The 21,902-nt window shown below is 67.2% G+C and carries 17 protein-coding genes; 5 read left to right on the top strand and 12 right to left on the bottom strand.

Annotated elements, in window-relative coordinates:
- Positions 1 to 609 (bottom strand): HNH endonuclease, encoded by a 609-nt coding sequence (locus ACRSCF_RS06335; RefSeq protein WP_016445747.1) that lies wholly within the window; start codon positions 607 to 609, stop codon positions 1 to 3.
- A gap of 157 nt (positions 610 to 766) precedes the next feature.
- Between ACRSCF_RS06335 and ACRSCF_RS06330 the strand changes: the two genes are divergently transcribed.
- From ACRSCF_RS06330 to ACRSCF_RS06315, 4 genes are all read left to right on the top strand, one after another.
- Positions 767 to 1,816 (top strand): bifunctional riboflavin kinase/FAD synthetase, encoded by a 1,050-nt coding sequence (locus tag ACRSCF_RS06330; RefSeq protein WP_034399628.1) that lies wholly within the window; start codon positions 767 to 769, stop codon positions 1,814 to 1,816.
- Between the two features lie 105 nt (positions 1,817 to 1,921).
- Positions 1,922 to 4,777: an isoleucine--tRNA ligase gene (gene ileS, locus ACRSCF_RS06325; protein ID WP_047217419.1), complete on the top strand. Its 2,856-nt coding sequence runs from the start codon at positions 1,922 to 1,924 to the stop codon at positions 4,775 to 4,777.
- An 18-nt stretch (positions 4,778 to 4,795) separates the two neighbouring features.
- Positions 4,796 to 5,311 carry a signal peptidase II gene (gene lspA / locus ACRSCF_RS06320; protein WP_016445744.1) on the top strand — a complete coding sequence of 172 codons (516 nt, stop codon included), beginning with the start codon at positions 4,796 to 4,798 and terminating at the stop codon, positions 5,309 to 5,311.
- A gap of 256 nt (positions 5,312 to 5,567) precedes the next feature.
- Positions 5,568 to 7,232 (top strand): Na/Pi cotransporter family protein, encoded by a 1,665-nt coding sequence (locus ACRSCF_RS06315; RefSeq protein ID WP_016445743.1) that lies wholly within the window; start codon positions 5,568 to 5,570, stop codon positions 7,230 to 7,232.
- Between the two features lie 21 nt (positions 7,233 to 7,253).
- Here ACRSCF_RS06315 and ACRSCF_RS06310 read toward each other — a convergent pair whose 3' ends face one another.
- Together ACRSCF_RS06310 and ACRSCF_RS06305 are read right to left on the bottom strand one after the other, a co-directional pair.
- Positions 7,254 to 8,078 carry an NUDIX hydrolase gene (locus ACRSCF_RS06310; protein WP_016451091.1) on the bottom strand — a complete coding sequence of 275 codons (825 nt, stop codon included), beginning with the start codon at positions 8,076 to 8,078 and terminating at the stop codon, positions 7,254 to 7,256.
- Positions 8,075 to 9,055 carry a quinone oxidoreductase family protein gene (locus ACRSCF_RS06305; protein ID WP_016445741.1) on the bottom strand — a complete coding sequence of 327 codons (981 nt, stop codon included), beginning with the start codon at positions 9,053 to 9,055 and terminating at the stop codon, positions 8,075 to 8,077. Before ACRSCF_RS06305 ends, ACRSCF_RS06310 begins: the two co-directional genes overlap by 4 nt.
- A 141-nt stretch (positions 9,056 to 9,196) precedes the next feature.
- Here ACRSCF_RS06305 and ACRSCF_RS06300 point away from each other — a divergent pair, with 141 nt between their 5' ends.
- Positions 9,197 to 10,108 carry a DMT family transporter gene (locus ACRSCF_RS06300; RefSeq protein ID WP_034364101.1) on the top strand — a complete coding sequence of 304 codons (912 nt, stop codon included), beginning with the start codon at positions 9,197 to 9,199 and terminating at the stop codon, positions 10,106 to 10,108.
- Here ACRSCF_RS06300 and ACRSCF_RS06295 read toward each other — a convergent pair.
- From ACRSCF_RS06295 to ACRSCF_RS06255, 9 genes are all read right to left on the bottom strand, one after another.
- Entirely contained in the window at positions 10,083 to 12,833 is a 2,751-nt protein-coding gene (locus ACRSCF_RS06295) for a bifunctional diguanylate cyclase/phosphodiesterase (protein ID WP_244387874.1), read from the bottom strand. The two genes, ACRSCF_RS06300 and ACRSCF_RS06295, sit on opposite strands and share 26 nt — an antisense overlap.
- Positions 12,834 to 13,016: 183 nt before the next feature.
- Positions 13,017 to 13,814: an SDR family oxidoreductase gene (locus tag ACRSCF_RS06290; RefSeq protein ID WP_016445738.1), complete on the bottom strand. Its 798-nt coding sequence runs from the start codon at positions 13,812 to 13,814 to the stop codon at positions 13,017 to 13,019.
- Positions 13,815 to 13,954: 140 nt separating this feature from the next.
- On the bottom strand, positions 13,955 to 15,271 hold the full coding sequence (locus ACRSCF_RS06285; RefSeq protein WP_016445737.1) for a DUF3422 family protein: 1,317 nt from the start codon (positions 15,269 to 15,271) through the stop codon (positions 13,955 to 13,957).
- Between the two features lie 153 nt (positions 15,272 to 15,424).
- Positions 15,425 to 16,936: a tripartite tricarboxylate transporter permease gene (locus tag ACRSCF_RS06280; protein ID WP_016445736.1), complete on the bottom strand. Its 1,512-nt coding sequence runs from the start codon at positions 16,934 to 16,936 to the stop codon at positions 15,425 to 15,427.
- Positions 16,937 to 16,951: 15 nt separating this feature from the next.
- Positions 16,952 to 17,440: a tripartite tricarboxylate transporter TctB family protein gene (locus tag ACRSCF_RS06275; protein WP_016445735.1), complete on the bottom strand. Its 489-nt coding sequence runs from the start codon at positions 17,438 to 17,440 to the stop codon at positions 16,952 to 16,954.
- Between the two features lie 196 nt (positions 17,441 to 17,636).
- Entirely contained in the window at positions 17,637 to 19,439 is a 1,803-nt protein-coding gene (locus ACRSCF_RS06270) for a GspE/PulE family protein (RefSeq protein ID WP_034364099.1), read from the bottom strand.
- Positions 19,440 to 19,508: 69 nt separating this feature from the next.
- Positions 19,509 to 20,309 carry a hypothetical protein gene (locus tag ACRSCF_RS06265; protein WP_016445733.1) on the bottom strand — a complete coding sequence of 267 codons (801 nt, stop codon included), beginning with the start codon at positions 20,307 to 20,309 and terminating at the stop codon, positions 19,509 to 19,511.
- Positions 20,310 to 20,329: 20 nt separating this feature from the next.
- The gene (locus tag ACRSCF_RS06260) at positions 20,330 to 20,875 is read right to left on the bottom strand and encodes a DNA-deoxyinosine glycosylase (RefSeq protein ID WP_034364120.1); all 546 of its coding nucleotides are present in this window, start codon (positions 20,873 to 20,875) and stop codon (positions 20,330 to 20,332) included.
- A gap of 70 nt (positions 20,876 to 20,945) precedes the next feature.
- Positions 20,946 to 21,767: a TatD family hydrolase gene (locus tag ACRSCF_RS06255; RefSeq protein WP_074921091.1), complete on the bottom strand. Its 822-nt coding sequence runs from the start codon at positions 21,765 to 21,767 to the stop codon at positions 20,946 to 20,948.
- Positions 21,768 to 21,902 lie beyond the last annotated feature (135 nt).

The following is a 21,902-nucleotide window of genomic DNA, read 5'->3' as shown; positions in this document are numbered from 1 at the left end:
TCAAGCCCACGCCACCTCGTGCGTGGGCGCCCCACCGTCCCCGACGAGGCTATCGCGCGCCCAGCGCGAGCTTCTGGGCACATGCAGAAGCAGAAACTCCATCTGGTCCGCCAGAATCCGCCGGTTGCGCAGGATGAAGTCTTCCCAGAGGCTGGGTACATAGGGCGTGTAGAGCAGGGGCATGCGCGCCTGTTCAGGCGTGCGGGCGCCCTTGCGGTGGTTGCAGGAACGGCAGGCAGTCACCAGATTCATCCAGTGATGGCCGCCGCCTGCGGAGATGGGCACGATGTGTTCGCGCGTGAGGTCGTTTTCGTGGAAGACCCGGCCGCAGTAGGCACAGATGCAGCGGTCGCGTGCGAACAGCTTGCCGTTGGTCAGGCCCGGCTGCAGGCTGTGCGGGTTGATGGAGGGCGCACCGCGCGTGCCGATGATGCTGTTGATGTGAATGACCGACTGGCAGCCCGTGACGGCATTGTGGCCACCGCGGAAACAGGCGACTTCCCCGCCGGACTCCCAGCGCACATCGTCCGCCGCGTAATGCAGCGCCGCCTGCTCCAGCGTAATCCAGGATTGGGGCAGCCCTTGGGCCGACAGCTTCAAGACCTTCACGACACGCCTCCTCTGACACCAAGGTGAACGGGAATGCAGCCAGTGCACAGGGCCTGCAAGGCAGGCCTTATCGAGGCAATATACTCTGTTTCCGTGTCGGATTGACAGCCTGCGCTGGCTGCGCGCGTGCCAGCCGCTATTGAAAACAAAGCGTCCCATGAAGATTTTTCGAGGCTTCAACCATCCAGGGCGAGAACCGGCCTGCGCCGTCACCATCGGCAATTTCGATGGTGTTCACCGGGGTCACCAGGCCATGCTGGCCCTGCTGTCGGCTGAAGCTGCCCAGCGTGGCGTGCCCACCTGCGTGCTGACCTTCGAGCCCCATCCGCGCGACTACTTCGCCCAGGCCCTGGGCCGGCCCGAGATCGCGCCGGCGCGCATAGGCACGCTGCGCGACAAGCTGTCGGAGCTGCAGCGCTGCGGCGTGGACCAGACCGTGGTGCTGCCCTTCAACCGGGCGCTGGCCAGCCAGGCGCCCCAGGCCTTCATCGATGAGGTGCTGGTGGCCGGCCTGGGCGCGAAATACGTGCTGGTCGGCGACGATTTCCGCTTCGGCGCCCAGCGCGCGGGCGACTACGCCATGCTGGACGCGGCAGGCCAGCGCCAGGGCTTTGACGTGGCCCGCATGAACAGCTACGAAGTGCATGGCCTGCGCGTGTCCAGCACCCATGTGCGCTGCGCCCTGGCCGAGGGGCGCATGCAGGATGCGGCGCGGCTGCTGGGTCATCCCTACACCATCTCCGGCCATGTGGTCCACGGGCGCAAGCTGGGCCGCAGCCTGGCCGAAAGCCGCCAGGGCGCGGGCGACGGCTTTCGAACGCTGAACCTGCGCTTCAACCATTGGAAGCCCGCGGCCAGCGGCATCTTCGCGGTGCTGGTCCACGGACTGCATGAGCGTCCTCTGCGCGGCGTGGCCAACCTCGGTGTGCGCCCTTCCCTGGACCCGACGGATGTCAACGGCGGGCGCGTCCTGCTGGAAACCCACTGCCTCGATTGGCCCGGCGCGCCGGGTGGCGAAGAGGCCTACGGTAAAATCATCCGCGTGGAACTTCTGCACAAACTGCACGACGAGCTGAAGTACGACAGTCTCGACGCCCTCACCGCCGGCATCGCCAAGGACTGCGATGACGCGCGCGCGTTCTTCGCCACCATCCACACACCCATCTACACCGAGACCCGTCGCCAGACCACGCGCGACCGAATTTGACGATCTCCGTCACCTGCCCGGGCGCGGGTGCGCACCAGGCTTCCTCCCCTTTTTCCCGTGCCTGGACCAGACGGTCCGGGCTCTGGCCTGCTTTCAAGGTTCTCCATGTCTGATTCGAAAGTCTCTCCCAACGCCAATGCGGGCTATCGCGCCACGCTGAACATGCCCGACACGCCCTTCCCCATGCGCGGCGATCTGCCCAAGCGCGAGCCGGGCTGGGTCCAGGAATGGGAGGACAAGGGCATCTACAAGAAGCTGCGCGATGCGCGCCACGGTGCGCCCAAGTTCATCCTGCACGACGGCCCGCCCTACGCCAACGGCAAGATCCACATCGGCCATGCGGTGAACAAGGCGCTCAAGGACATGATCGTCAAGAGCCGCCAGCTCGAGGGCTTCGACGCCATGTACGTGCCGGGCTGGGACTGCCACGGCCTGCCCATCGAGAACGCCATCGAAAAGCTGCATGGCCGCAATCTGCCGCGCGACGAGATGCAGGCCAAGAGCCGTGCATTCGCCACCGAGCAGATCGCCCAGCAGATGGTGGACTTCAAGCGCCTGGGCGTGCTCGGCGACTGGGACCATCCCTACAAGACCATGAACTACGCCAACGAGGCCGCCGAGCTGCGCGCCTTGAAGCGCGTCATGGAGCGCGGCTTCGTCTACCGCGGCCTCAAGCCGGTGTACTGGTGCTTTGACTGCGGCTCCTCGCTGGCCGAGTTCGAGATCGAGTACGCCGACAAGCAAAGCCAGACGCTGGACGTGATGTTCCCCACGGCCGAGCCCGACAGGCTGGCGGCCGCCTTCGGGCTGACCTCGCTGGCCAAGCCCGCCTTCATCGTCATCTGGACGACGACGGCCTGGACCATCCCCGCCAACCAGGCGCTCAACGTCAACCCCGAGCTGGAATACAGCCTGGTGGATACCGAGCGCGGCCTGCTGATCGTGGCCTCCGCCCTGGTCGACAAATGCCTGGCACGCTGGAAGCTCGAAGGCCAGGTCCTTGCCACCGCCGTGGGAAGGAAGCTGGACCACCTGCAGTTCAAGCACCCGCTGGCCCACGTGGACAAGGGCTTTGACCGCGTCTCGCCCGTGTTCCTGGCCGACTACGCCACGGCCGATGACGGCACCGGCATCGTGCACTCGGCCCCCGCCTACGGCGTGGACGACTTCAACAGCTGCATGAACAACGGCATGACGCGCGATGACATCCTGAGCCCCGTGCAGGGCAACGGCGTCTACGCACCCGAGCTGCCGCTGTTCGGCGGCCAGCACATCTGGAAGGCCGTCCCCGTCATCATCGATGCGCTCAAGCTGGGCGACCGCCTGCTGGATACCACGACCATCACCCACAGCTACCCGCACTGCTGGCGCCACAAGACGCCGGTGATCTACCGCGCCGCCGCCCAGTGGTTCATCCGCATGGATGAGGGCGAGGGCGTGTTCACCAAGCCCGGTGACAAGCCCGCGCAGACGCTGCGCCAGATCGCGCTGGAAGCCATCGAGCACACCCAGTTCTACCCGGAGAACGGCAAGACCCGCCTGCGCGACATGATCGCCGGCCGGCCCGACTGGTGCATCTCGCGCCAGCGCAGCTGGGGCGTGCCCCTGCCCTTCTTCCTGCACAAGGACAGCGGCGAACTGCATCCGCGCACCATGGAGATCATCGACCAGGCCGCCGCCATGGTTGAGCAAGGCGGCATCGAGGCCTGGAGCCGCGTGACGGCCGAGGACATCCTGGGCGCCGAGGAAGCCGTGCACTACACCAAGAGCACCGACATCCTCGAAGTCTGGTTCGACTCCGGCTCCACCTTCTGGCATGTGATGCGCGGCACGCACGCCGACATGCACCACGACCAGGGCCCCGAGGCCGACCTTTACCTGGAAGGCCATGACCAGCACCGCGGCTGGTTCCATTCGTCGCTGCTGCTGGCCTCGGCCATCTTCGGGCGCGCGCCCTACCGCGGCCTGCTGACCCACGGCTTCACCGTGGACGGCCAGGGCAAGAAGATGTCCAAGTCGCTGGGCAACACCGTCGCCCCGCAGGACGTGAGCAACAAGATGGGCGCCGAGATCATCCGCCTGTGGGTGGCCTCGACCGACTACTCGGGCGACCTGGGCATCGACGACAAGATCCTGGCCCGCGTGGTGGACGCCTACCGCCGCATCCGCAACACGCTGCGCTTCCTGCTGGCCAACGTCAGCGACTTCGACGCGGCGAAAGACTCGGTTGCCACCGAAGAGCTGCTGGAGATCGACCGCTGGGCCCTGGCCCGCGCGGCCCAGTTCCAGGCCGAGGTGCTGGCCCACTACAAGGTCTATGAATTCCACCCCGTGGTGGCCAAGCTGCAGCTGTTCTGCTCGGAAGACCTGGGCGGCTTCTACCTGGACGTGCTCAAGGACCGCCTGTATACCAGCGCGCCCAAGAGCCTGGCCCGCCGCAGCGCCCAGACCGCCCTGCACCAGATCACGCACGCCATGCTGCGCTGGATGGCGCCCTTCCTGTCCTTCACGGCCGAAGAGGCCTGGAAGGTCTTCGGCAACAGCGAGTCCATCTTCCTGGAGACCTACACCGACCTGCCGGCCGGCGACGAGGCCCTGCTGGCCAAGTGGGCCCGCCTGCGCGAGATCCGCGACGTGGTGAACAAGGACATCGAGGCCGTGCGCGCCGAAGGCCGGGTCGGCTCCTCGCTGCAGGCCGAAGTCCGTGTCTCGGCGCAGCCCGAAGACCTGGCCCTGCTGCAAAGCCTGGGCGACGACCTGAAGTTCGTCTTCATCACCTCGGCCGCCGAGGCCCTGGCGGGCGAGACGCTGCAGGCCGCCGTCACACCCAGCAGCCATGCCAAGTGCGACCGCTGCTGGCATTACCGTGCCGACGTGGGCATCAACCCCGAGCACCCCAGCCTGTGCGGCCGTTGCGACAGCAACCTGCACGGTGCCGGCGAAGAGCGCCGCAAGGCGTAATCCCACCGAGGCGCTGCCATGACCCCTAGCTTTGCCGCAGTCCCCGAATCCCGCAGCCGCCGCATCTGGCCCTGGCTGGCCTGGTCGCTGGCGATCATCGCCATCGACCAGCTCACCAAGCAGTGGATCCTTGATGCCTACCAGCTGGGCGACTGGACGCCGATCACGGGCTTTTTCAATATCGTGCGGGCCCACAACACGGGGGCGGCCTTCTCGTTCCTGGCTGGAGCCGGTGGCTGGCAGCGCTGGCTGTTCGTGGGCATCGGCGCGGCGGCCACGCTGCTCATCGTCTGGCAGTTGCGCAAGCATCCGGGGCAGAAGCTGTTTTGCTTCTCGCTGGCCAGCATCCTGGGCGGTGCCATCGGCAACGTGGTGGACCGCCTGCAGCACGGCTACGTGGTGGACTTCCTGGACTTCTACTGGGGCCGTTCGCACTTTCCGGCCTTCAATGCGGCCGACATCGCCATCAGCGTGGGCGCGGCCCTGCTGATCCTGGACGAGGTGCTGCGCGCACGGCGGGCCAAGGGCGCCTGATCCCTGCCGCAGCCGGAGCCGCCGCCGCCAGCCCCTCTTGCGAGGGGCTTTTTCATTGAGGGGGCCACCGGCTGCATGCCGGCGGGTTTTCCTCGGGTTTTCCTGAGTGCGTTTTGGGTCAACCGAAATTCTTTTCGATTCGTTTTATTTCTACAATTTTCCTTATTTCGCACCAAACTGTGCGCTCATGCGGCCGACTCTCCTGCGCGCAAGCCGGGACCGGGGTTATATTGGTCCGCTTCTCCGCTCACAGCACATGAAGCACTTACTCAATCTACTGGCCGCCATCGCCCTGCTGGTCTGGGGCACGCACATGGTCCGCACCGGCGTGCTGCGGGTGTTCGGCGCCAACCTGCGCAACCTGCTCGCCCACAGCATGAGCAACCGCTTCTCGGCCGCGCTGTCCGGCCTGGGCGTGACTGCGCTGGTGCAGTCGAGCACGGCGACCTCGCTGATGACCTCGGCCTTCGTGGGCCAGGGCCTGATCTCGCTGCCGGCCGCGCTGGCCGTGATGCGCGGCGCCGACGTGGGCACGGCGCTGATGGCCGTGCTGTTCTCCACCGACCTGTCCTGGCTGTCGCCGCTGTTCATCTTTGTCGGCGTGGTGCTGTTCATCACGCGCCAGGACACCACGGCCGGGCGCATAGGCCGCGTGCTCATCGGCCTGGGCGTGATGCTGCTGGCCCTGCGCCTGGTGGTCGATGCCACCGAGCCGCTGCTGGAAGCCCCCGCCGTGCGCACCCTGCTGGCCTCTGTCACCAGCGACATCTTCATGGAGCTGCTGCTGGGTGCACTGCTGGCCGTGATGGCCTATTCCAGCCTGGCCATCGTGCTGCTGATCGCGGCCATGGCCAGCTCGGGCGCGATTCCCATGGAAGTGGCGCTGGGCCTGACGCTGGGTGCCAACATCGGCAGCGGCCTGGTGGCCGTGCTGACCACGGCCAAGTCCAGCGTGGAGGTGCGCCAGGTCACCATCGGCAACATGCTGTTCAAGATCATGGGCGTGGCCATCGTGGCGCCCTTCCTGGGGCTGTGGGCCACCTATGTGATGCCGCTGATCGACGGCAAGGGCCAGAACATCGTGCTGTTCCACCTGGCCTTCAACATCTTCAACAGCCTGTGCTTCATCGGCCTGACGCAGACCGTGGCGCGCTGGGTGACGGCCCTGCTGCCCAAGCCCGAGGCCAGTTCCACCAGCCTGCTGCGCCCGCGCCACCTGGACCCGTCGGCGCTGAGCACGCCGTCGCTGGCCATTTCCTGCGCCGCGCGCGAGGCCCTGCACCAGGCCGACATGGTCGAGTCCATGCTGATCGGCATGCAGCGCGTGCTGGAGACCGACGACCTCAAGCTGTCCCAGGAGCTGCGCGAACTCGAAGGCACGGTGGACGACCTGTACTCGGCCATCAAGTACTACATGACCAAGATCTCGCGCGCCGAACTCGACGAACGCGAGGGCCAGCGCTGGACCGAAATCATCAGCTTCACCATCAACATGGAGCAGATCGGGGACATCATCGAGCGCGTGCTGCTGGACATCGAGGACAAGAAGATCAAGAAGGGCCGCCAGTTTTCCGAGGCCGGCACGCAGGAGATCCGCGAGCTGCTGCACCACCTGCTGGACAATCTGCGCCTGGCCATGAGCGTCTTTCTCAACGGCAATGTGCGCGAGGCCCAGAAGCTGCTGGAGGAAAAGGCGCGCTTTCGCGATCTGGAACTGGCCTACTCGGCCACCCACCTGGCCCGCCTGTCCGACAACACCGTCTCCAGCATAGAGACCAGCTCGCTGCACATCGACCTCATCAGCGACCTCAAGCGCATCAACTCGCTGCTTTGCTCTGTGGCCTATCCCATCCTGGAATCGGCCGGCGCCCTGGCGCCCAGCCGGCTCAAGGAATCGGCGCTGGACAAGGCGGCGCGCTGAGGCGCCGCAAGCCTTGCCCGTTCACCAGCCCAGCCAGGCCGCCAGCACCTGGGCGGCCTCGGGCGTGAAGCGGTCCTGCAGCAGCCATTGCACGAGCTGGTCGCGCTCTATCAGTGCAAAGGCCTGCACCTCGCCATCCTGGTTGCTGGGCTCCAGCGCAGCCGGCACGGTGGCGCTGAACCAGTCGATGCGTTCGCGCATGAAGCCACGGCCCTCGGCCTCGTCGCTGGGGCGCTCGAACAGTACGTGGCCGCCATGGCGCAGGCCCTGCAGCTCGCCCACGCGCAGGCCGGCCTCTTCCCAGGTTTCACGCTGCACGGCTTGTTCCAGGGTATCGTGCGCGGCCACCATGCCGCCCATCAGCGTGTCCCACATGCCGGGGTTGGTGGGCTTGCTGTCGGCGCGCTGCTGCACCCAGATGCGGCCGTCGGCCGTCTCGCCCACCAGGTGCACGGCCAGGGTGGCAATGCCCAGCGGACGCACGGCGCCACGCTCCACGGTGCCAATGCGCTGACCCTGCACGTTGCACACTGCCAGTTGCTCATCGCGCCAGGGGCCGCTGTGGCCGCAGGCTCGCAGCACGCGTGCCAGGGCGTTGAGCAGGGCCGTGGCATCACCTTCGCCCTGCAGGTGCCAGTGGCCGGCCTGCTGCCGCAGCGCCACGCCATGGGCCTGCATCACCCCGTCCGGCAACTGCGCAGCCAGCCCATCTTCCAGCGAACCGATTTCCTCTGCCGCCACCTGAAGCGGCCGGCGCGGCTGCAGCGCAGGCTGGCGGGTTGCGGCGCGCACCCGGTTCAGCCATGCCTGCACGCCTGGGTCGGCTGGGCTCTTTTCCCCGTTCATGGCAGCAAGATGGTGGAGCCCGTGGTCCTGCGTGCCTCCAGGTCCAGATGGGCCTGGCGCACCTCGGCCAGCGGATAGCGCTGGTCGATGTGGATCTTCACGGCACCGCTTTCCACCACGGCGAACAAATCGTCGGCCATGGCCTGGGTGGCCTCGCGGCTGGTGATGTGGGAGAACAGGGTCTGGCGCGTCACATACAGCGACTTGGCCGCCAGCACGGCAGGAGCGAAAGGCGCCACGGGACCGGATGCGTTGCCGAAGCTGACCATCAGCCCAAAGCGCCGCAGGCAGGCCAGCGAGCCTTCCCAGGTGTCCTTGCCCACGCTGTCGTAGACCACCTTCACGCCCTGGCCGCCCGTGATTTCCTGCACGCGTTCGGCGAAGTTCTCGCTGCGGTAGTTGATGGCATGGGCCGCGCCGTTGGCCAGGGCCAGCGCGCACTTCTCGTCCGAGCCTGCCGTGGCGATGAGCTGCAGGCCCATGGCCCTGGCCCATTGGCAGGCAATCAGGCCCACGCCACCGGCCGCCGCATGGAACAGCACGGCATCACCCGGTGCCAGGCCCTCCACCGGAATGCATTTCTTGAGCAGGTACTGGGCCGTCAGGCCCTTGAGCATCATGGCGGCAGCCGTCTCGAACGCGATGGCGTCGGGCAGGCGGCACACGCACATGGCGGGCATGACACGCACTTCGCTGTAGCTGCCCGGCGGATTGCTGGCATAGGCCACGCGGTCGCCCACGCCCAGGTGCTGCACGCCCTCTCCCACGGCCTCGACCACGCCTGCGCCCTCCATGCCCAGGCTCAAGGGCATGGGCAGCGAGTACAGGCCCGAACGCTGGTAGACATCGATGAAGTTCAGGCCCACCGCATGGTGGCGTATGCGCACCTGGCCCGGCCCGGGCTCGCCCACGGCGACCTGCACCAGCTCCAGGACTTCGGGGCCGCCGTTGTGGCGGATCTGCACTGCAATACCCATGGGATGCACTCCTGCAAAAAACCAACAAGAGCGGCATCGTGCCATGTTTCGGGAGGCCACGCGCAAGACGCTGCACCGGGCCCGCACAGGACTGGCGCAAGGCCGGCAAAGAGCGTTCGCAGCACCTATAGTGGCGGGCCTATGAGCCACACGAGCCCGCCGCTGAAGCTGTCCACCGCCGCCATCCTGACGCTGCCGCCCCTGCTGTGGGCCGGCAACGCCATCGTGGGCCGCCTGGTCCATGACCTGATCTCGCCGTTTGCGCTGAACTTCCTGCGCTGGGCCATTGCCTTTGTCCTGCTTGTGCCGCTGGCAGGATGGGCACTGGGCCGCAGCAGCGGCACCTGGAGCCACTGGCGGCAGTTCGCCGTGCTGGGCCTGCTGGGCATCGGCTGCTACAACGCGCTGCTGTATCTGGCGCTCAAGACCTCGACGCCGCTGAACGTCACCCTGGTCAGCTCCAGCATGCCGGTGTGGATGCTGGCCCTGGGCCGCATCGTCTGGGGCATTCCCGTCAGCCGGCGCCAACTGCTGGGCGCACTGCTGTCGATGCTGGGCGTGGCCGTGGTGCTGTCGCGCGGAGATCCCGAGCTGCTGCTGCATCTGCAGCTCGTGCCCGGCGATCTGTTCATGGTGCTGGCCACCATGGTCTGGGCCCTCTACACCTGGCTGCTGTCCAAGGCGCAGGTCCCGCAGCGGCTGCGCTCGGACTGGGCAGGCTTTTTGCTGGCCCAGATGGTCTTCGGCCTGGGCTGGTCCGGCCTGTTCACAGGCGGCGAGATGGCCATGGGCCAGTTCCACATTCAGTGGGGCTGGCCGCTGGGCGGGGCACTGCTGTTCATCGCCCTGGGCCCGGCCATCCTGGCCTACCGTTTCTGGGGGCTGGGCGTGCAGCGCAGCAGCCCGGCCGTGGCGGGCTTTTTCGGCAATCTGATCCCGCTGTTCACCGCCCTGCTGTCGATCGCGCTGCTGGGCGAAGCGCCGCGCCTGTACCACGGCCTGGCGTTCGTACTCATCGTGGGCGGCATCATGGTGTCTTCGCGCCGGGGATAGCTTTGGGCAGGCCGTGTGCCGTGGTGCGCACGGGCACCTTGGCCAGCAGCTGTTCGAACGCGCGGATGGGAACGGGCGGGCTGAACAGATAGCCCTGGCAGTACTCGCAGCCGTAGTGCGCCAGCAGGGCGCGCTGCTCCAGCGTTTCCACACCTTCGGCGATCACATCCAGGTTGAGGTTGCGAGCCATGCCGATGATGGTCTGCACGATCACATCGTCGGTATGGCGCATACCCAGGTGGCGCACGAAGGACTGGTCGATCTTGAGCTGGTTCAGCGGCAGCTGGGTGAGGTAGGTCAGCGAGGAATGGCCGGTGCCGAAGTCGTCCATGGAAAAGCACACGCCATGGCTGCGCAGCTGCTTCATCTTGGCGATGGACTCCTGCACGTTCTCGATCACCAGCGACTCGGTCAGCTCCAGCTTGAGCAGATGGGGGGCGATGCCTGCGCTGCGCACCTGCTCGATGACCTGGGAGGCAAAGTCCTGGTGGCGGAACTGGCGGGCACTGACATTCACGGCCACCTGCAGATGGCGCAGCCGCGCATCCTTTTGCCAGGCAGCCAGCTGCTCGCAGGCCGTGCGCACCACCCACATGCCCAGCGGCACGATGATCTCGCTTTCCTCAGCCACGGCGATGAACATGCCGGGCGGCACCAGGCCGCGCTCGGGGTGGCGCCAGCGCAGCAGGGCTTCGGCACCGATGACCTCGCCTGCCAGCGTGAACTGGGGCTGATAGTGCAGCTCGAACTGGGACTGCGCCAGGGCCTGGCGCAGGTCGCCCTCCATGCGCACGCGCTGGTGGATCTCCACCTGCATCTGCGGATCGAAGAAGCACAGGCCGCTGCCGTTGCGCGCCTTGATCTGGTACATGGCGATGTCCGCCTGCTTGAGCAGCTCGGCCGCCGACTGCGGCTGGCGGCCGAACAGCGTGGCGCCAATGCTGCAGGCGCTGCGGTGCAGGTGGGCACCCAGCACATAGGACTGGTTGAGCCGCGCCAGGATCTTCTCGCCAATGCGCTGGGCCAGCGTGGCCGCCTCGGCAGGCTCGTGCGACAGCTCGCAGAGCATGACCACGAATTCATCGCCCCCCAGGCGCGCCACCGTGTCCGAAGAGCGCACGGCGCTGCGCAGCCGGTGCGCCACCTGCTGCAGCAGCTGGTCGCCCACTTCATGGCCCAGCGTGTCGTTGAGCATCTTGAACTGGTCCAGGTCCAGGAACAGCAGCGCCCCGGTCCAGCCTTCGCGCGCAGCCAGCACCGTGGCCTGGGCCAGGCGGTCCAGCAGCAGGCGGCGATTGGGCAGGCTGGTCAGCGGATCGTAGAAGGCCAGGCTTTCGATCTCGGCCGTGGCCAGCCGGATATCGGTGACATCGTTGTAGGTGATGACCACGCCGCCCTCGGCAGCCGGGCGCGCCGTCATCTGCACGAAACGGCCGCTGGCCAGTTGCTGCTCCATGGGGACGCCAGGACGCAGCACCAGTTGCCGGTGCAGGTCCTTCGCCTCATCGATCTGCTCCGGCGCCGCCACCAGACCCACGGCGCTGGGGCTGGCATCCAGCAGGGATTGCAGGGGCCGGCCGGGCTCCAGCTGATCCGCATGCCATGGAAACATCTCCTCGTAGCAGCGATTCCAGCGCAGCACGCGCTGCTGTGAATCCAGCAGCAAAAAGCCGCTGACCATGCTGTCCAGCGCCTGGTCCAGCCATTGCTCGGAGCGCTGTGCCTGACGGCGCGCGGCATGCAGGCGATCCATGTAGCGGTGGACCGTCCAGCCCAGTATGGCCAGCAGCACGCCGAAGATCATCACGGCCAGCACCATCAGCCAGGCCGCCACACGCCAGCCCGCCAGCACGGAGGACATGGGCAGGCTGGCCGTGACCCACAGATTGCCCTTGGGCAGCGGATGCGCGGCCACCAGGGCGGGCACGCGGCTCAGGCGTGCGGCCATGGGCATGACGCCGCTGGACGCCAACTGCGATGTCGCCGGCAGCAACCGCGCAGCCGAGGCCTCGCCGTAGGGGGGCATGGACAGCAGCAGCTCGCCGCTGCCCTGCTCCAGCGTGACTTCCAGTCCGTCCAGCACGCCGCCCTGGGCCAGCACCGCGCCCAGCGCCGCCACCGGCACCTGCATCAGCACATAGCCACCCTGCTGCGCACGGCTCAGCGGGCGCACCAGATAGAGCATGCGCTCGCCGCCCGGCGGCTGCGGCGCCACGGAAGGCGGGCTGGCCAGCAATTCTGAGCGGCTTTGGGCCGCAAGGCGCTCCCAGGCCTGGGCCGGCAGATCAATGGCCGGGCCATCGCCCGAAGCCGCCAGCTCGCGGCCCTTGGAGTCGTGCACGGAGGCGCGGCGCGCCAGCGTGTTCTGCCGCTCCATGGCGTGCAGCATCTCCTGCAGTTGCGGCTGCGAGGCCGATGCGGGATCGCGCGAACCCAGCCATTCATCCACCCCCATGGCCAGTGCGTCCAGGGATTCAAGGCTGCGGCTGATGGCCGCCTCGGTACCGAGCACAAAGCGCACCAGGCGCAGCGATGCCTCTTCCTGCGCGGTGGTGCGCATGCCGCTGAGCAGCCAGACGACGGCGGCCGCCAGGGCCACCGTCAGCAGCACGAGCATCAGGCCCAGGGTATGGCGCACGCCTGGGGGACTGAGCGCAGCCGCCGGGCGCGCGGAGGGGCCTGCAATCGCCTGCGACCAGTCCGTCTGGTGGGACAGTTCGCTCATCTCCCGGCTCCCTGCATGGCATGCGACATGGGCAGGCTGCGGCGAGGCCGCTGGCCGCGATGCAGGGCCGGGGTTTTCAAGACCGCCCCTGTCCGCCGCCCGTTTGCAACTGCGCGGCCATGCCTGGCACTGTCCGGGGCTTGCGGGCTCCGGAGGCGGTCATGGTCGCAGTGCCCTGGCGCATCAGAAGGTTCCTGCGTACAGGCCGCCGTCGGGCAGGATGTTCTGGCCCGTCATGTAGCCTGCGTGGGCGCTGCACAGGAAGGCGCAGATGGCGCCGAATTCATCGGGCGTGCCGAAGCGGCGCGCCGGCACCTGGGATTGCTGCACCAGGCGCACATCGTCCAGGCTCTTGCCGCTCTTGTTGGCGGCGGCCGTGAAGGTGGTGCGCAGGCGGTCGGTGTCGAACTTGCCGGGCAGCAGGTTGTTGATGGTCACGCCCTTGGCCGCGATGCCGCTGCGCGCCAGGCCCGCCACAAAGCCCGTGAGGCCGCTGCGCGCGCCGTTGGACAGGCCCAGGATGTCGATGGGCGCCTTCACGGCGCTGGACGTGATGTTGACGATGCGGCCGAAGCCGCGTGCCGCCATGCCGTCCACCGTGGCCTTGATCAGCTCGATGGGCGTGAGCATGTTGGCGTCCACGGCCTTGAGCCAGGCCGCGCGGTCCCAGTCACGGAAATCGCCGGGAGGCGGGCCGCCCGCATTGGTGATGACGATATCGAAATCCACGCCCGGGCCGCCGGCGGCCGACAGCACGGCGGCACGGCCTTCCTCGGTGGTGATGTCGGCGGCAACGGCCAGCACCTTCACCTGCGGCGCGAGGGCCGCAAGGCTGGCCGCGGCCTCCTGCAGGGCCTCGGGATTGCGCGCATTGATCACCAGGTTCACACCCTCTTGCGCCAGCGCCTTGGCACAGCCAAAGCCCAGGCCCTTGCTGGCGCCACATACCAGGGCCCACTTGCCCGCGATTCCCAGATCCATGTCTCACTCCTGAACAAACAAAACCTTGCTCGATCCTTGCAGAACGGCAGCGCACATTGTGCGCGAGGCTTCGACGCTTTCACGCCAAACGTGAGAAAACGTGAACTCGCCGGCGCACCGGCGAGCCCCTGGCGCTGCCTTCAATGCGCGCCGCCGCCGTGCTGGCCACGGAACAGCCTGTGGTGCAGCCTGCGCAAGGACCACCACACACCCAGCGCCACCACGGGAATGGCGACGGCGGCCGTGCTCTCCGGCGACCAGGGCCAGCCCAGGGCCTTGGCGCCCTTGGCCAGATAGCTGATCAGGCCCGTGAAGTAGTAGGTGATGGCGGCCACGGACAGGCCTTCCACCGTGGACTGCAGCTTGAGCTGCATGTCCTGGCGCTGGTTCATGGCGCCCAGCAGTTGCTGGCTGCTTTGCTGCTGCTCGATCTCCACGCGCGTGCGCAGCAGGCTGCTGACGCGCGAGACGCGCTCGGACAGCGCGTTCTGCCGCCGCGCCGCCCATTCGCAGGTGCTGCGCGCCGGCGTCAGGCGCCGGTCCATGAACTCGCGGATGGTCTGTATGCCGTCGATGCGTGATTCCTGGATGTCCTGAATGCGCTTGTCCACCAGTTCGAAATAGGCCGCACTGGCGGAAAAGCGCGAGTGCGTGGTGGCGTACTCGCTCTCCACCTGCCCGGCCAGGCGCGTGAGCCGGTCCAGCAGCGCCGGCTCGGCATCGCGGTCCGCCAGGCGGATGGAATGGGCCAGGGCCGCCAGGTCCCGCTCGGCCGTGGCCAGAACGGCAGCGGCCTGGCGGGCGGCAGGCAGGCCCAGCAAGGCCGCCATGCGGTAGGTCTCGATCTCCAGCAGGCGCTGCACCAGCCGCCCCAGGCGGCGCGGCGACAGCGATTCGCCGGCCAGCAGCAGCATGCGCGAGAAGCCATCGGCATGGATGGCGAAGTCCGTGTAGACCTTGCCCGCATCGCCGGCCACGCGTGCGCCCACCAGCGTGTCTTCCTGCAGCAGGTGGCGCACCAGGTGCGGCTCGTTGATCGCCTGTTCCTGCAAGGCCCACAGGTGCAGGCCGCTCAGGCACTGGCCAGGCAATGCAGCCAGCCAGTCGCGCGGCACGTAGTCGATGGCGGCCTCGGGCTCGCGCACATCGTCCATGCCGGCCTGCGACATGGGCTTGCTGAAGGTCCAGCAGACGAATTCCGTGTGCAGCTCCCAGCGCAGGTGAAAGGCGCCCAGATCGATGAGCACATGCGTGGTCGCCGCATCGGGCGGGGGCAGGTGGTGGTTGCGCAGCAGGGTGGCCACATGGGCGCGGCTGGCCTCGCGCTGGGCCGCGTCGGTGAGCATCACCACGTGGGTGATGGCCAGCGGCGCCTGCATTTCCTCGGCGGGACGCGCATGGATCTCGTTGTGCAGCAGCACGCGCAGCGGGTGCTGGGATGACAGAAGTGGGGACATCGTGACCTCGAAAGACTGCGCGCTATTGTGCAGGCACGGGCGCTGCGTCCTCCTGCCATCCGGGATCAACAGCTTTCACGTGCATTTCTCGTCGACGCAAAAAAAAGCGGCCCCGAAGGGCCGTCAAGCAACATGGTTGCAGCGCTGAGGCGATCAATCCTCGACGAATGCTTCTTCGCGCTTGTTCTTCACTGCGGGCATCAGCACCACCACCAGCAGCACCACGGCGGCGAGCAGCAGGCCGGCCGAGATCGGACGGGTCACGAACACGCTCCAGTCGCCACGCGACAGCAGCAGCGCACGGCGCAGGTTTTCTTCCATCATCGGGCCCAGGATGAAGCCCAGCAGCAAGGGAGCCGGTTCGGTGCCCAGCTTGTGGAACACATAGCCCACGAAGCCGAAGATACCCACCATCCACACGTCCCAGGTGTTGTTGTTGGTACCGTACACGCCGATCGCGCAGAACAGCACGATGGACGGGAACAGCCAGCGGTAGGGCACGGTCAGCAGCTTGATCCAGACGCCGATCAGCGGCAGGTTCAGGACGATCAGCATCAGGTTGCCGATCCACATCGAGGCGATCAGGCCCCAGAACAGCTCGGGGTTGCTGGTCATCACCTGCGGGCCCGGCTGGATGTTGTGGATGGTCATCGCGCCCACCATCAGTGCCATCACGGCGTTGGGCGGAATGCCCAGCGTCAGCAGCGGGATGAAGGAGGTCTGCGAACCTGCGTTGTTGGCCGACTCGGGCGCGCACACGCCACGGATGTTGCCTTGGCCGAAGGGGACTTCGCCCGGCTTGAGCTTGGTCTTCTTCTCGATGGTGTAGGCAGCAAAGGCCGACAGCATGGCACCGCCACCGGGCAGGATACCCAGGGCAGAACCCAGGGCCGTGCCGCGCAGCATGGCAGGCAGCATGCGCTTGAAGTCCTCGGCGGTGGGCATCAGGCCCGTCACCTTGGCTGCGAACACTTCGCGCTCGTCCTCGGGCTTGGACAGGTTGGCAATGATTTCGCCGTAGCCGAACACGCCCATGGCGATCACGACGAAGTCGATACCGTCGGTCAGTTCGGGAATGTCGAAGCTGTACCGGGCCACACCGGAGTTCACGTCGGTACCGACCATGCCCAGCAGCAGGCCCAGCACGATCATCGCAATGGCCTTGAGCAGCGAGCCCGAAGCCAGCACCACGGCGCCGATCAGGCCCAGGGTCATCAGCGAGAAGTACTCGGCAGGGCCGAACTTGAAGGCCACTTCCGTCAGCGGAGGCGCGAAGGCGGCCAGGATCACGGTGCCCACGCAGCCTGCGAAGAACGAGCCGAGTCCTGCGGCAGCGAGAGCGGGTCCCGCTCGCCCCTTTCTGGCCATCTGGTAGCCGTCGATCACGGTCACCACGGACGAGGATTCACCCGGCAGGTTCACCAAAATGGCGGTGGTCGAGCCACCGTACTGCGCACCGTAGTAGATACCGGCCAGCATGATCAGCGCCGCCACCGGAGGCAGGGCGTAGGTCGCTGGCAGCAGCATGGCGATCGTTGCCACGGGGCCGATGCCTGGGAGCACGCCGATGAGCGTACCGAGCAGACAGCCGACGAAGCAGTAGATCAGGTTCTGGAAAGTGAAGGCGACGCCGAAGCCGGTCGCCAGGTTCTGAAAAAGTTCCACGGACGATGCTCCTGCTTAGCCGGTGATGAAGCTGGGCCAGACGGGGAACTGCAGATTCAGTGCCCACACGAAGGCCACATAGCTGCCTACGGCAAGAACGGTGGCCAGAATTGCCACTTCCTTGAAGTTGAAGCTATGGCCGCCCAGGCTGGCGATGAACACCAGCGCATAGATGGCGACGATCAGACCGAACTGGGGAATGCCCAGATTGGGAACGCCGACCAGCAGGATGCCGAAGGCAAAGTTCGCGGCCAGGATGAAGAACACCTGCTTCCACGCCCACTTGCCGATCTTGTCACCGCCGGAGGGTCCCTTGGTCAGGCCGGAGAAGCAGATGGCCGTGCCCAGAATGGACATCAGCACACCCAGGATCAGCGGGAAGTAGCCCGGGCCCATGCGGGCACCGGTGCCGACGGTGTAGTTGGTTGCGCCGATCGCAAAAGCGAGGCCGACAACCAAAAACATCACGCCGGAAAAAAAGTCTTTCTGACTCTTGATTTTCACGAGAATGTCTCCTTACGGAATCACGACCCGGCGATTTTGCGTTCAGAAAAACTGTGTCCGAATGTGGATTCCACCTACAAAGGGCATACCCTCATGTCCTACCCGCATGAGGAAAAAAGGGTGCCCATGCCAGGCACCCCATCCATCATTGGCAACGGCCTGCGCAAGAGCAGGCACTTACGTTTTTATCCGCCAGTCAGCCCAGCAGGGGCGTGCTGGCCATGACCTCTTGCAGCGTGGTCACGCCTTCGGCCACGCGCAGGGCTCCGGCCAGGCGCAGCGGACGCATGCCGTCCTGCACGGCCTGGCGGCGCAGCGCATCCATGGACGGCGAGGTGTGGATCTGCTGCTTGAGCGCCTCGCTCACGGTCAGCAGCTCGTACAGGCCCATGCGCCCGCGAAAGCCCGTCATGCGGCAATCCACGCAGCCCACGGGCTTGTAGGGCTGGTAGCTGCCTGACAGTTTCCAGGGCCGCACGGCCTCGGCCAGCGTGGCGGCCGAAGTCTCCTCGTCGCGCTGCTTGCATTGCGGGCACAGCGTGCGCACCAGGCGCTGGGCCAGCACGCCCAGCAGCGTGGCGTTGATCAGGTAGGGCGGCACGCCCAGCTCCATCAGCCGGCTCACGGCGCTGGGCGCATCGTTGGTGTGCAGCGTGGAGAACACCAGGTGGCCGGTCAGCGCGGCCTGCACGGCCATCTCGGCCGTGGCCAGGTCACGGATTTCGCCCACCATGATGATGTCCGGGTCCTGGCGCATCAGCGAACGCAGTCCCTCGGTGAAGCCGAAGTCCAGCTGCGTCTGCACCTGGGTCTGGTTGAAGGTGGGCTCGATCATTTCGATCGGGTCCTCCACGGTGCTGACGTTGACCTCCTCCGTGGCCACGCGCTTGAGCGTGGAGTACAGCGTGGTGGTCTTGCCCGAGCCCGTGGGACCGGTCACGAGGATGATGCCGTGCGGGCGGCGCACCAGCTCGTTCCAGCGCTGGGCGTCATGGCTGGTGAAGCCCAGGGCGTCCAGGTCCTTGACCGTGTTGTCGGGGTCGAAGATCCGCATCACCAGCTTTTCGCCAAAGGCCGTGGGCAGCGTGGACAGGCGCATTTCCACCTCGTCGCCGCGCGGGTTGCGGGTCTTGATGCGCCCATCCTGGGGACGGCGCTTTTCCACCACGTCCATGCGCCCGAGCAGCTTCACGCGCGAGACCATGGCGTTGAGCACGCCCATGGGCACCTGGTAGACCGGATGCAGCACGCCGTCGATGCGAAAGCGGATCACGCCCTGGTCGCGCCGGGGCTCCATGTGGATGTCGCTGGCGCGCTGGTCGAAGGCGTATTGCCACAGCCAGTCCACCACGCGCACCACGCCCTGGTCGTTGGCATCGAGCTGCTTGCTGCTGTTGCCCAGCTCCACCAGCTGCTCGAAGCTGGCCGCGCTGGCCGCACCGCCGGCCTTCTCGGCAGCGCGCACCGACTTGGCCAAGGCGAAGAACTCGCCCGTGTAGCGCTTGAGGTCCACCGGACTGGCCAGCACGCGGCGCACCTTGCGGCGCGCCTGGCGCTCGACCTCGGCTACCCAGTCGTCGATGAACGGCTCGGCCGTGGCCACCACCACTTCCTGCGGCGACACCTGCACGGGCAGCACCTTGTGGCGCTCGGCATAGCTGGCGCTCATGATTTCGCCCACGCGGCCCGCATCCACGCGCAGCGGGTCGATGCGCAGGTAGGCCAGGCCGCTGCGGCTCGCCAGGTACTGGGTCAGCTCCTCGATGTCCAGCGCGCGCCCGTCACCGGCCCGGGCCACGCCCACGTTGGCCAGCCGGACCAGCGGGTGCTGGGTGCTCTCGGCCTGCGAGCAGCGCGCCACGGTGCGCTGGGCCTCTTCGGCCGTGATCACGCCGTCGGCCTGCAGCCACTGCACCAGCCTGCGCCAGTCCAGGGGCCCCGAAGGATTGCGCGGAGCGACGGCGGTTGTGGGCTGTGCGGTGGAGGTCGGGTCGGACATGGCGTTGGGCCGGAAGCTGAACTGCGCCCTATGGTAAGCCTGCCGGCCTCCCTGCCCGGCCAGCCCGCTCTACCAGGGCCGCACGAAGATCTTGGGCCAGCGCGTGGTGGGCAGGTCCCAGCGGGCCTGCACCTGGGCGCTGGCGGCCTGCAGCGCTGCGGGGTCGAGCGCGCGCGGGGTGCGCTGGGCCAGCACCACGGTGTTGCCTTCGCGCGTGGGGCGGAAGGCCCACATGGCCTCTTCGCCAAAGGCTTCGGCCATGCGTGCCAGGCTGCGCTCGTAGCTGGAGGTGCGGCCGAACAGGTTGACGGTCATGATGCCGTCCTCGGTCAGCAGATTGCGGCAATCGGCATAGAACTCGGCGCTGTCCAGCACGGGCGCGGCCGCATCGTGGTCATAGAGATCAACGGCCAGCGCATCGACCGTGCCCAGCCACTGGCTCTTGCGGATTTCCTGGGCCGCATCGGCCAGCACCACGCGCAGCGTGTCGCTGTCGGGCGGCAGCTTGAACCAGCTGCGGCACACGGCCAGCACCTGCGGGTTCAGCTCGATGGCCGTGGTGCGCATGCGCAGCTTCTTGTGGCAGAACTTGGTGATGGCCGCGGCGCCCAAGCCCAGCTGCATGGCATGGCGCCCGGCCACGCTGGCGGGTTCCATGAACAGCAGCCAGCCCATCATGCGCTGCACGTACTCCAGCTCGATCTCGAAGGGCTCGCGTATGCGCATGGAGCCCTGGATCCAGGGCGTGCCCAGATGCAGGTGGCGCACATCGCCATCGTCGGAGACGCTGACTTCGGGCAGCTCGGCATCTGCGGCGTTGGCGGGAGAGGAAGGGGCGGCCTTGGCGGCGCCACGGGTCTTGCGTATCACGTCGGGAAAAATGGAAAGATTCAGAGCAGTTGATGGAGAGCCAGCGCCTCGCGCCAGGCCTGGACCTTGCGTTCGAAACGCCAGCTCGCGTTGGCCGGGCTGGTCGATGGCAGCTTCACGGCAGCCAGGCCCAGGGCCTGCGTCCGGCCGGCGTGCTTGTAGCTCTCGCCACCGTTGTGCAAGGCCAGCGTCAACTGCGGGCAGTGCGTGCGCAGCCCAGCGAAGTCGTTCACCTGGGCAGCGCGGATGGCGCTGTCCAGGCTGCCTTCGCGCTCGCAGCTGGCGTACACATCCCACAGCCCCAGGCCCCGGGCCAGCAGCCATTCGCAGCGGCCCGCATAGTCATCTCGGCCGGGCTGCGGATACTCGGGCCACAAGGCCTGGAGCAGGGGCCAGAACTGGTTTTGCGGATGGGCGTAGTACTGCTGCTGCTGCAGCGAGCGCAGGCCGGGAAAGCTGCCCAGCACCAAGGCCCGGGTCCGCGCATCGGCCACCGGCGCCAGGCCCTGCCAGCGCGGGGCATCCGCGGGCGGCAGATCGGAAACGGTCAAGGACATGGCCGGCATTGTCGCCCAGCACTCGCCGGGCTGCTTGCTGCGGGCGGCAAGACCGCTCATGGGCATGAGCGGCCCAGGCTCAGGCCATGGCGGGCAGGCCGCGCAGCGCGGCCCGCGCGTTGCGGCGCGTGGCATCGGCCAGGGCCTGGGGCGTGATGCCGCGCAGTTGCGCAATCACATCCGCAATGCGTGCCAGCTCGGCCGGCGTGTTGCGGCCCTGGGCCTGGCCCTGGGCACGCTGCCCGGCCGTGGTGTAGAGCCAGTGCGGCGGAATGTCGGGAGCGTCGGTTTCCAGCACCAGCGCGTCCAGCGGCAAGCTGGCTGCCAGCTCGCGCAGCCTGAGCGCGCGGTCATAGGTCACGGCGCCACCGAAGCCCAGCTTGAAACCCAGGTCGATGAAGGCCTGGGCCTGCTGCACGCTGCCGTTGAAGGCATGGGCAATGCCACCCGCCACGGGCCGCGCGCGCAGGGTCTTGAGCAGCCGGTCGCTGGACTTGCGCACATGCAGGATGACCGGGAGATCGAACTCGCGCGCCAGCGCGATCTGCTGCTCGTAGAACCAGACCTGCCGCTGTGCGTCCAGCCCTGGCACGAAGAAGTCCAGCCCGATCTCGCCCACGGCCACCAGTTGGGGATCGCCACGCAGCCGGTCCAGCGTCTCGCGCAATGCGGCAATGTCCTGCTCGCGGGCATTGGGCGTGTACAGCGGATGGATGCCCAGCGCATAGCTGTCGCCATGGCGCCGCGCCAGCGCCACCACCGTGTCCCAGTGCTCGCGCGCCACGGCCGGAATCACCAGATGCGCAACGCCTGTCTCGGCCGCCTGCGCGCGCACGGCATCGCGGTCGGCATCGAATTCAGGGGCATCGAGGTGGCAGTGGGTGTCTATCCAGGCGGGCATGGCCGCATCATGCCACCGGCCCGGGCGGCGCCCGTCCAAGGGGCAGACGAGGCCCGGAGCAAGGGCAAACCCTTGGCTTATTGCGAGTCAGCTCCGTTTGACAAAATCAATACACGAATGGCTTGCGCCTCCATA

The sequence above is a fragment of the Delftia sp. 11MD genome (assembly GCF_050907895.1).
Lineage (GTDB): Bacteria > Pseudomonadota > Gammaproteobacteria > Burkholderiales > Burkholderiaceae_C > Comamonas > Comamonas tsuruhatensis.
This window is presented reverse-complemented; position numbering and strand designations above follow the sequence as displayed.

Excerpts from the sequence above, each read along its gene's own strand:
- ACRSCF_RS06295 (WP_244387874.1), bottom strand. The coding sequence starts at position 12,833 with ATGAGCGAACTGTCCCACCAGACGGACTGGTCGCAGGCGATTGCAGGC.
- lspA (WP_016445744.1), top strand. The coding sequence starts at position 4,796 with ATGACCCCTAGCTTTGCCGCAGTCCCCGAATCCCGCAGCCGCCGCATC.
- ACRSCF_RS06260 (WP_034364120.1), bottom strand. The coding sequence starts at position 20,875 with ATGCCGGCCATGTCCTTGACCGTTTCCGATCTGCCGCCCGCGGATGCC.
- ACRSCF_RS06255 (WP_074921091.1), bottom strand. The coding sequence starts at position 21,767 with ATGCCCGCCTGGATAGACACCCACTGCCACCTCGATGCCCCTGAATTC.
- ACRSCF_RS06300 (WP_034364101.1), top strand. The coding sequence starts at position 9,197 with ATGAGCCACACGAGCCCGCCGCTGAAGCTGTCCACCGCCGCCATCCTG.
- ACRSCF_RS06310 (WP_016451091.1), bottom strand. The coding sequence starts at position 8,078 with ATGAACGGGGAAAAGAGCCCAGCCGACCCAGGCGTGCAGGCATGGCTG.
- ACRSCF_RS06315 (WP_016445743.1), top strand. The coding sequence starts at position 5,568 with ATGAAGCACTTACTCAATCTACTGGCCGCCATCGCCCTGCTGGTCTGG.
- ACRSCF_RS06285 (WP_016445737.1), bottom strand. The coding sequence starts at position 15,271 with ATGTCCCCACTTCTGTCATCCCAGCACCCGCTGCGCGTGCTGCTGCAC.
- ACRSCF_RS06290 (WP_016445738.1), bottom strand. The coding sequence starts at position 13,814 with ATGGATCTGGGAATCGCGGGCAAGTGGGCCCTGGTATGTGGCGCCAGC.
- ACRSCF_RS06270 (WP_034364099.1), bottom strand. The coding sequence starts at position 19,439 with ATGTCCGACCCGACCTCCACCGCACAGCCCACAACCGCCGTCGCTCCG.
- ACRSCF_RS06330 (WP_034399628.1), top strand. The coding sequence starts at position 767 with ATGAAGATTTTTCGAGGCTTCAACCATCCAGGGCGAGAACCGGCCTGC.
- ACRSCF_RS06305 (WP_016445741.1), bottom strand. The coding sequence starts at position 9,055 with ATGGGTATTGCAGTGCAGATCCGCCACAACGGCGGCCCCGAAGTCCTG.
- ileS (WP_047217419.1), top strand. The coding sequence starts at position 1,922 with ATGTCTGATTCGAAAGTCTCTCCCAACGCCAATGCGGGCTATCGCGCC.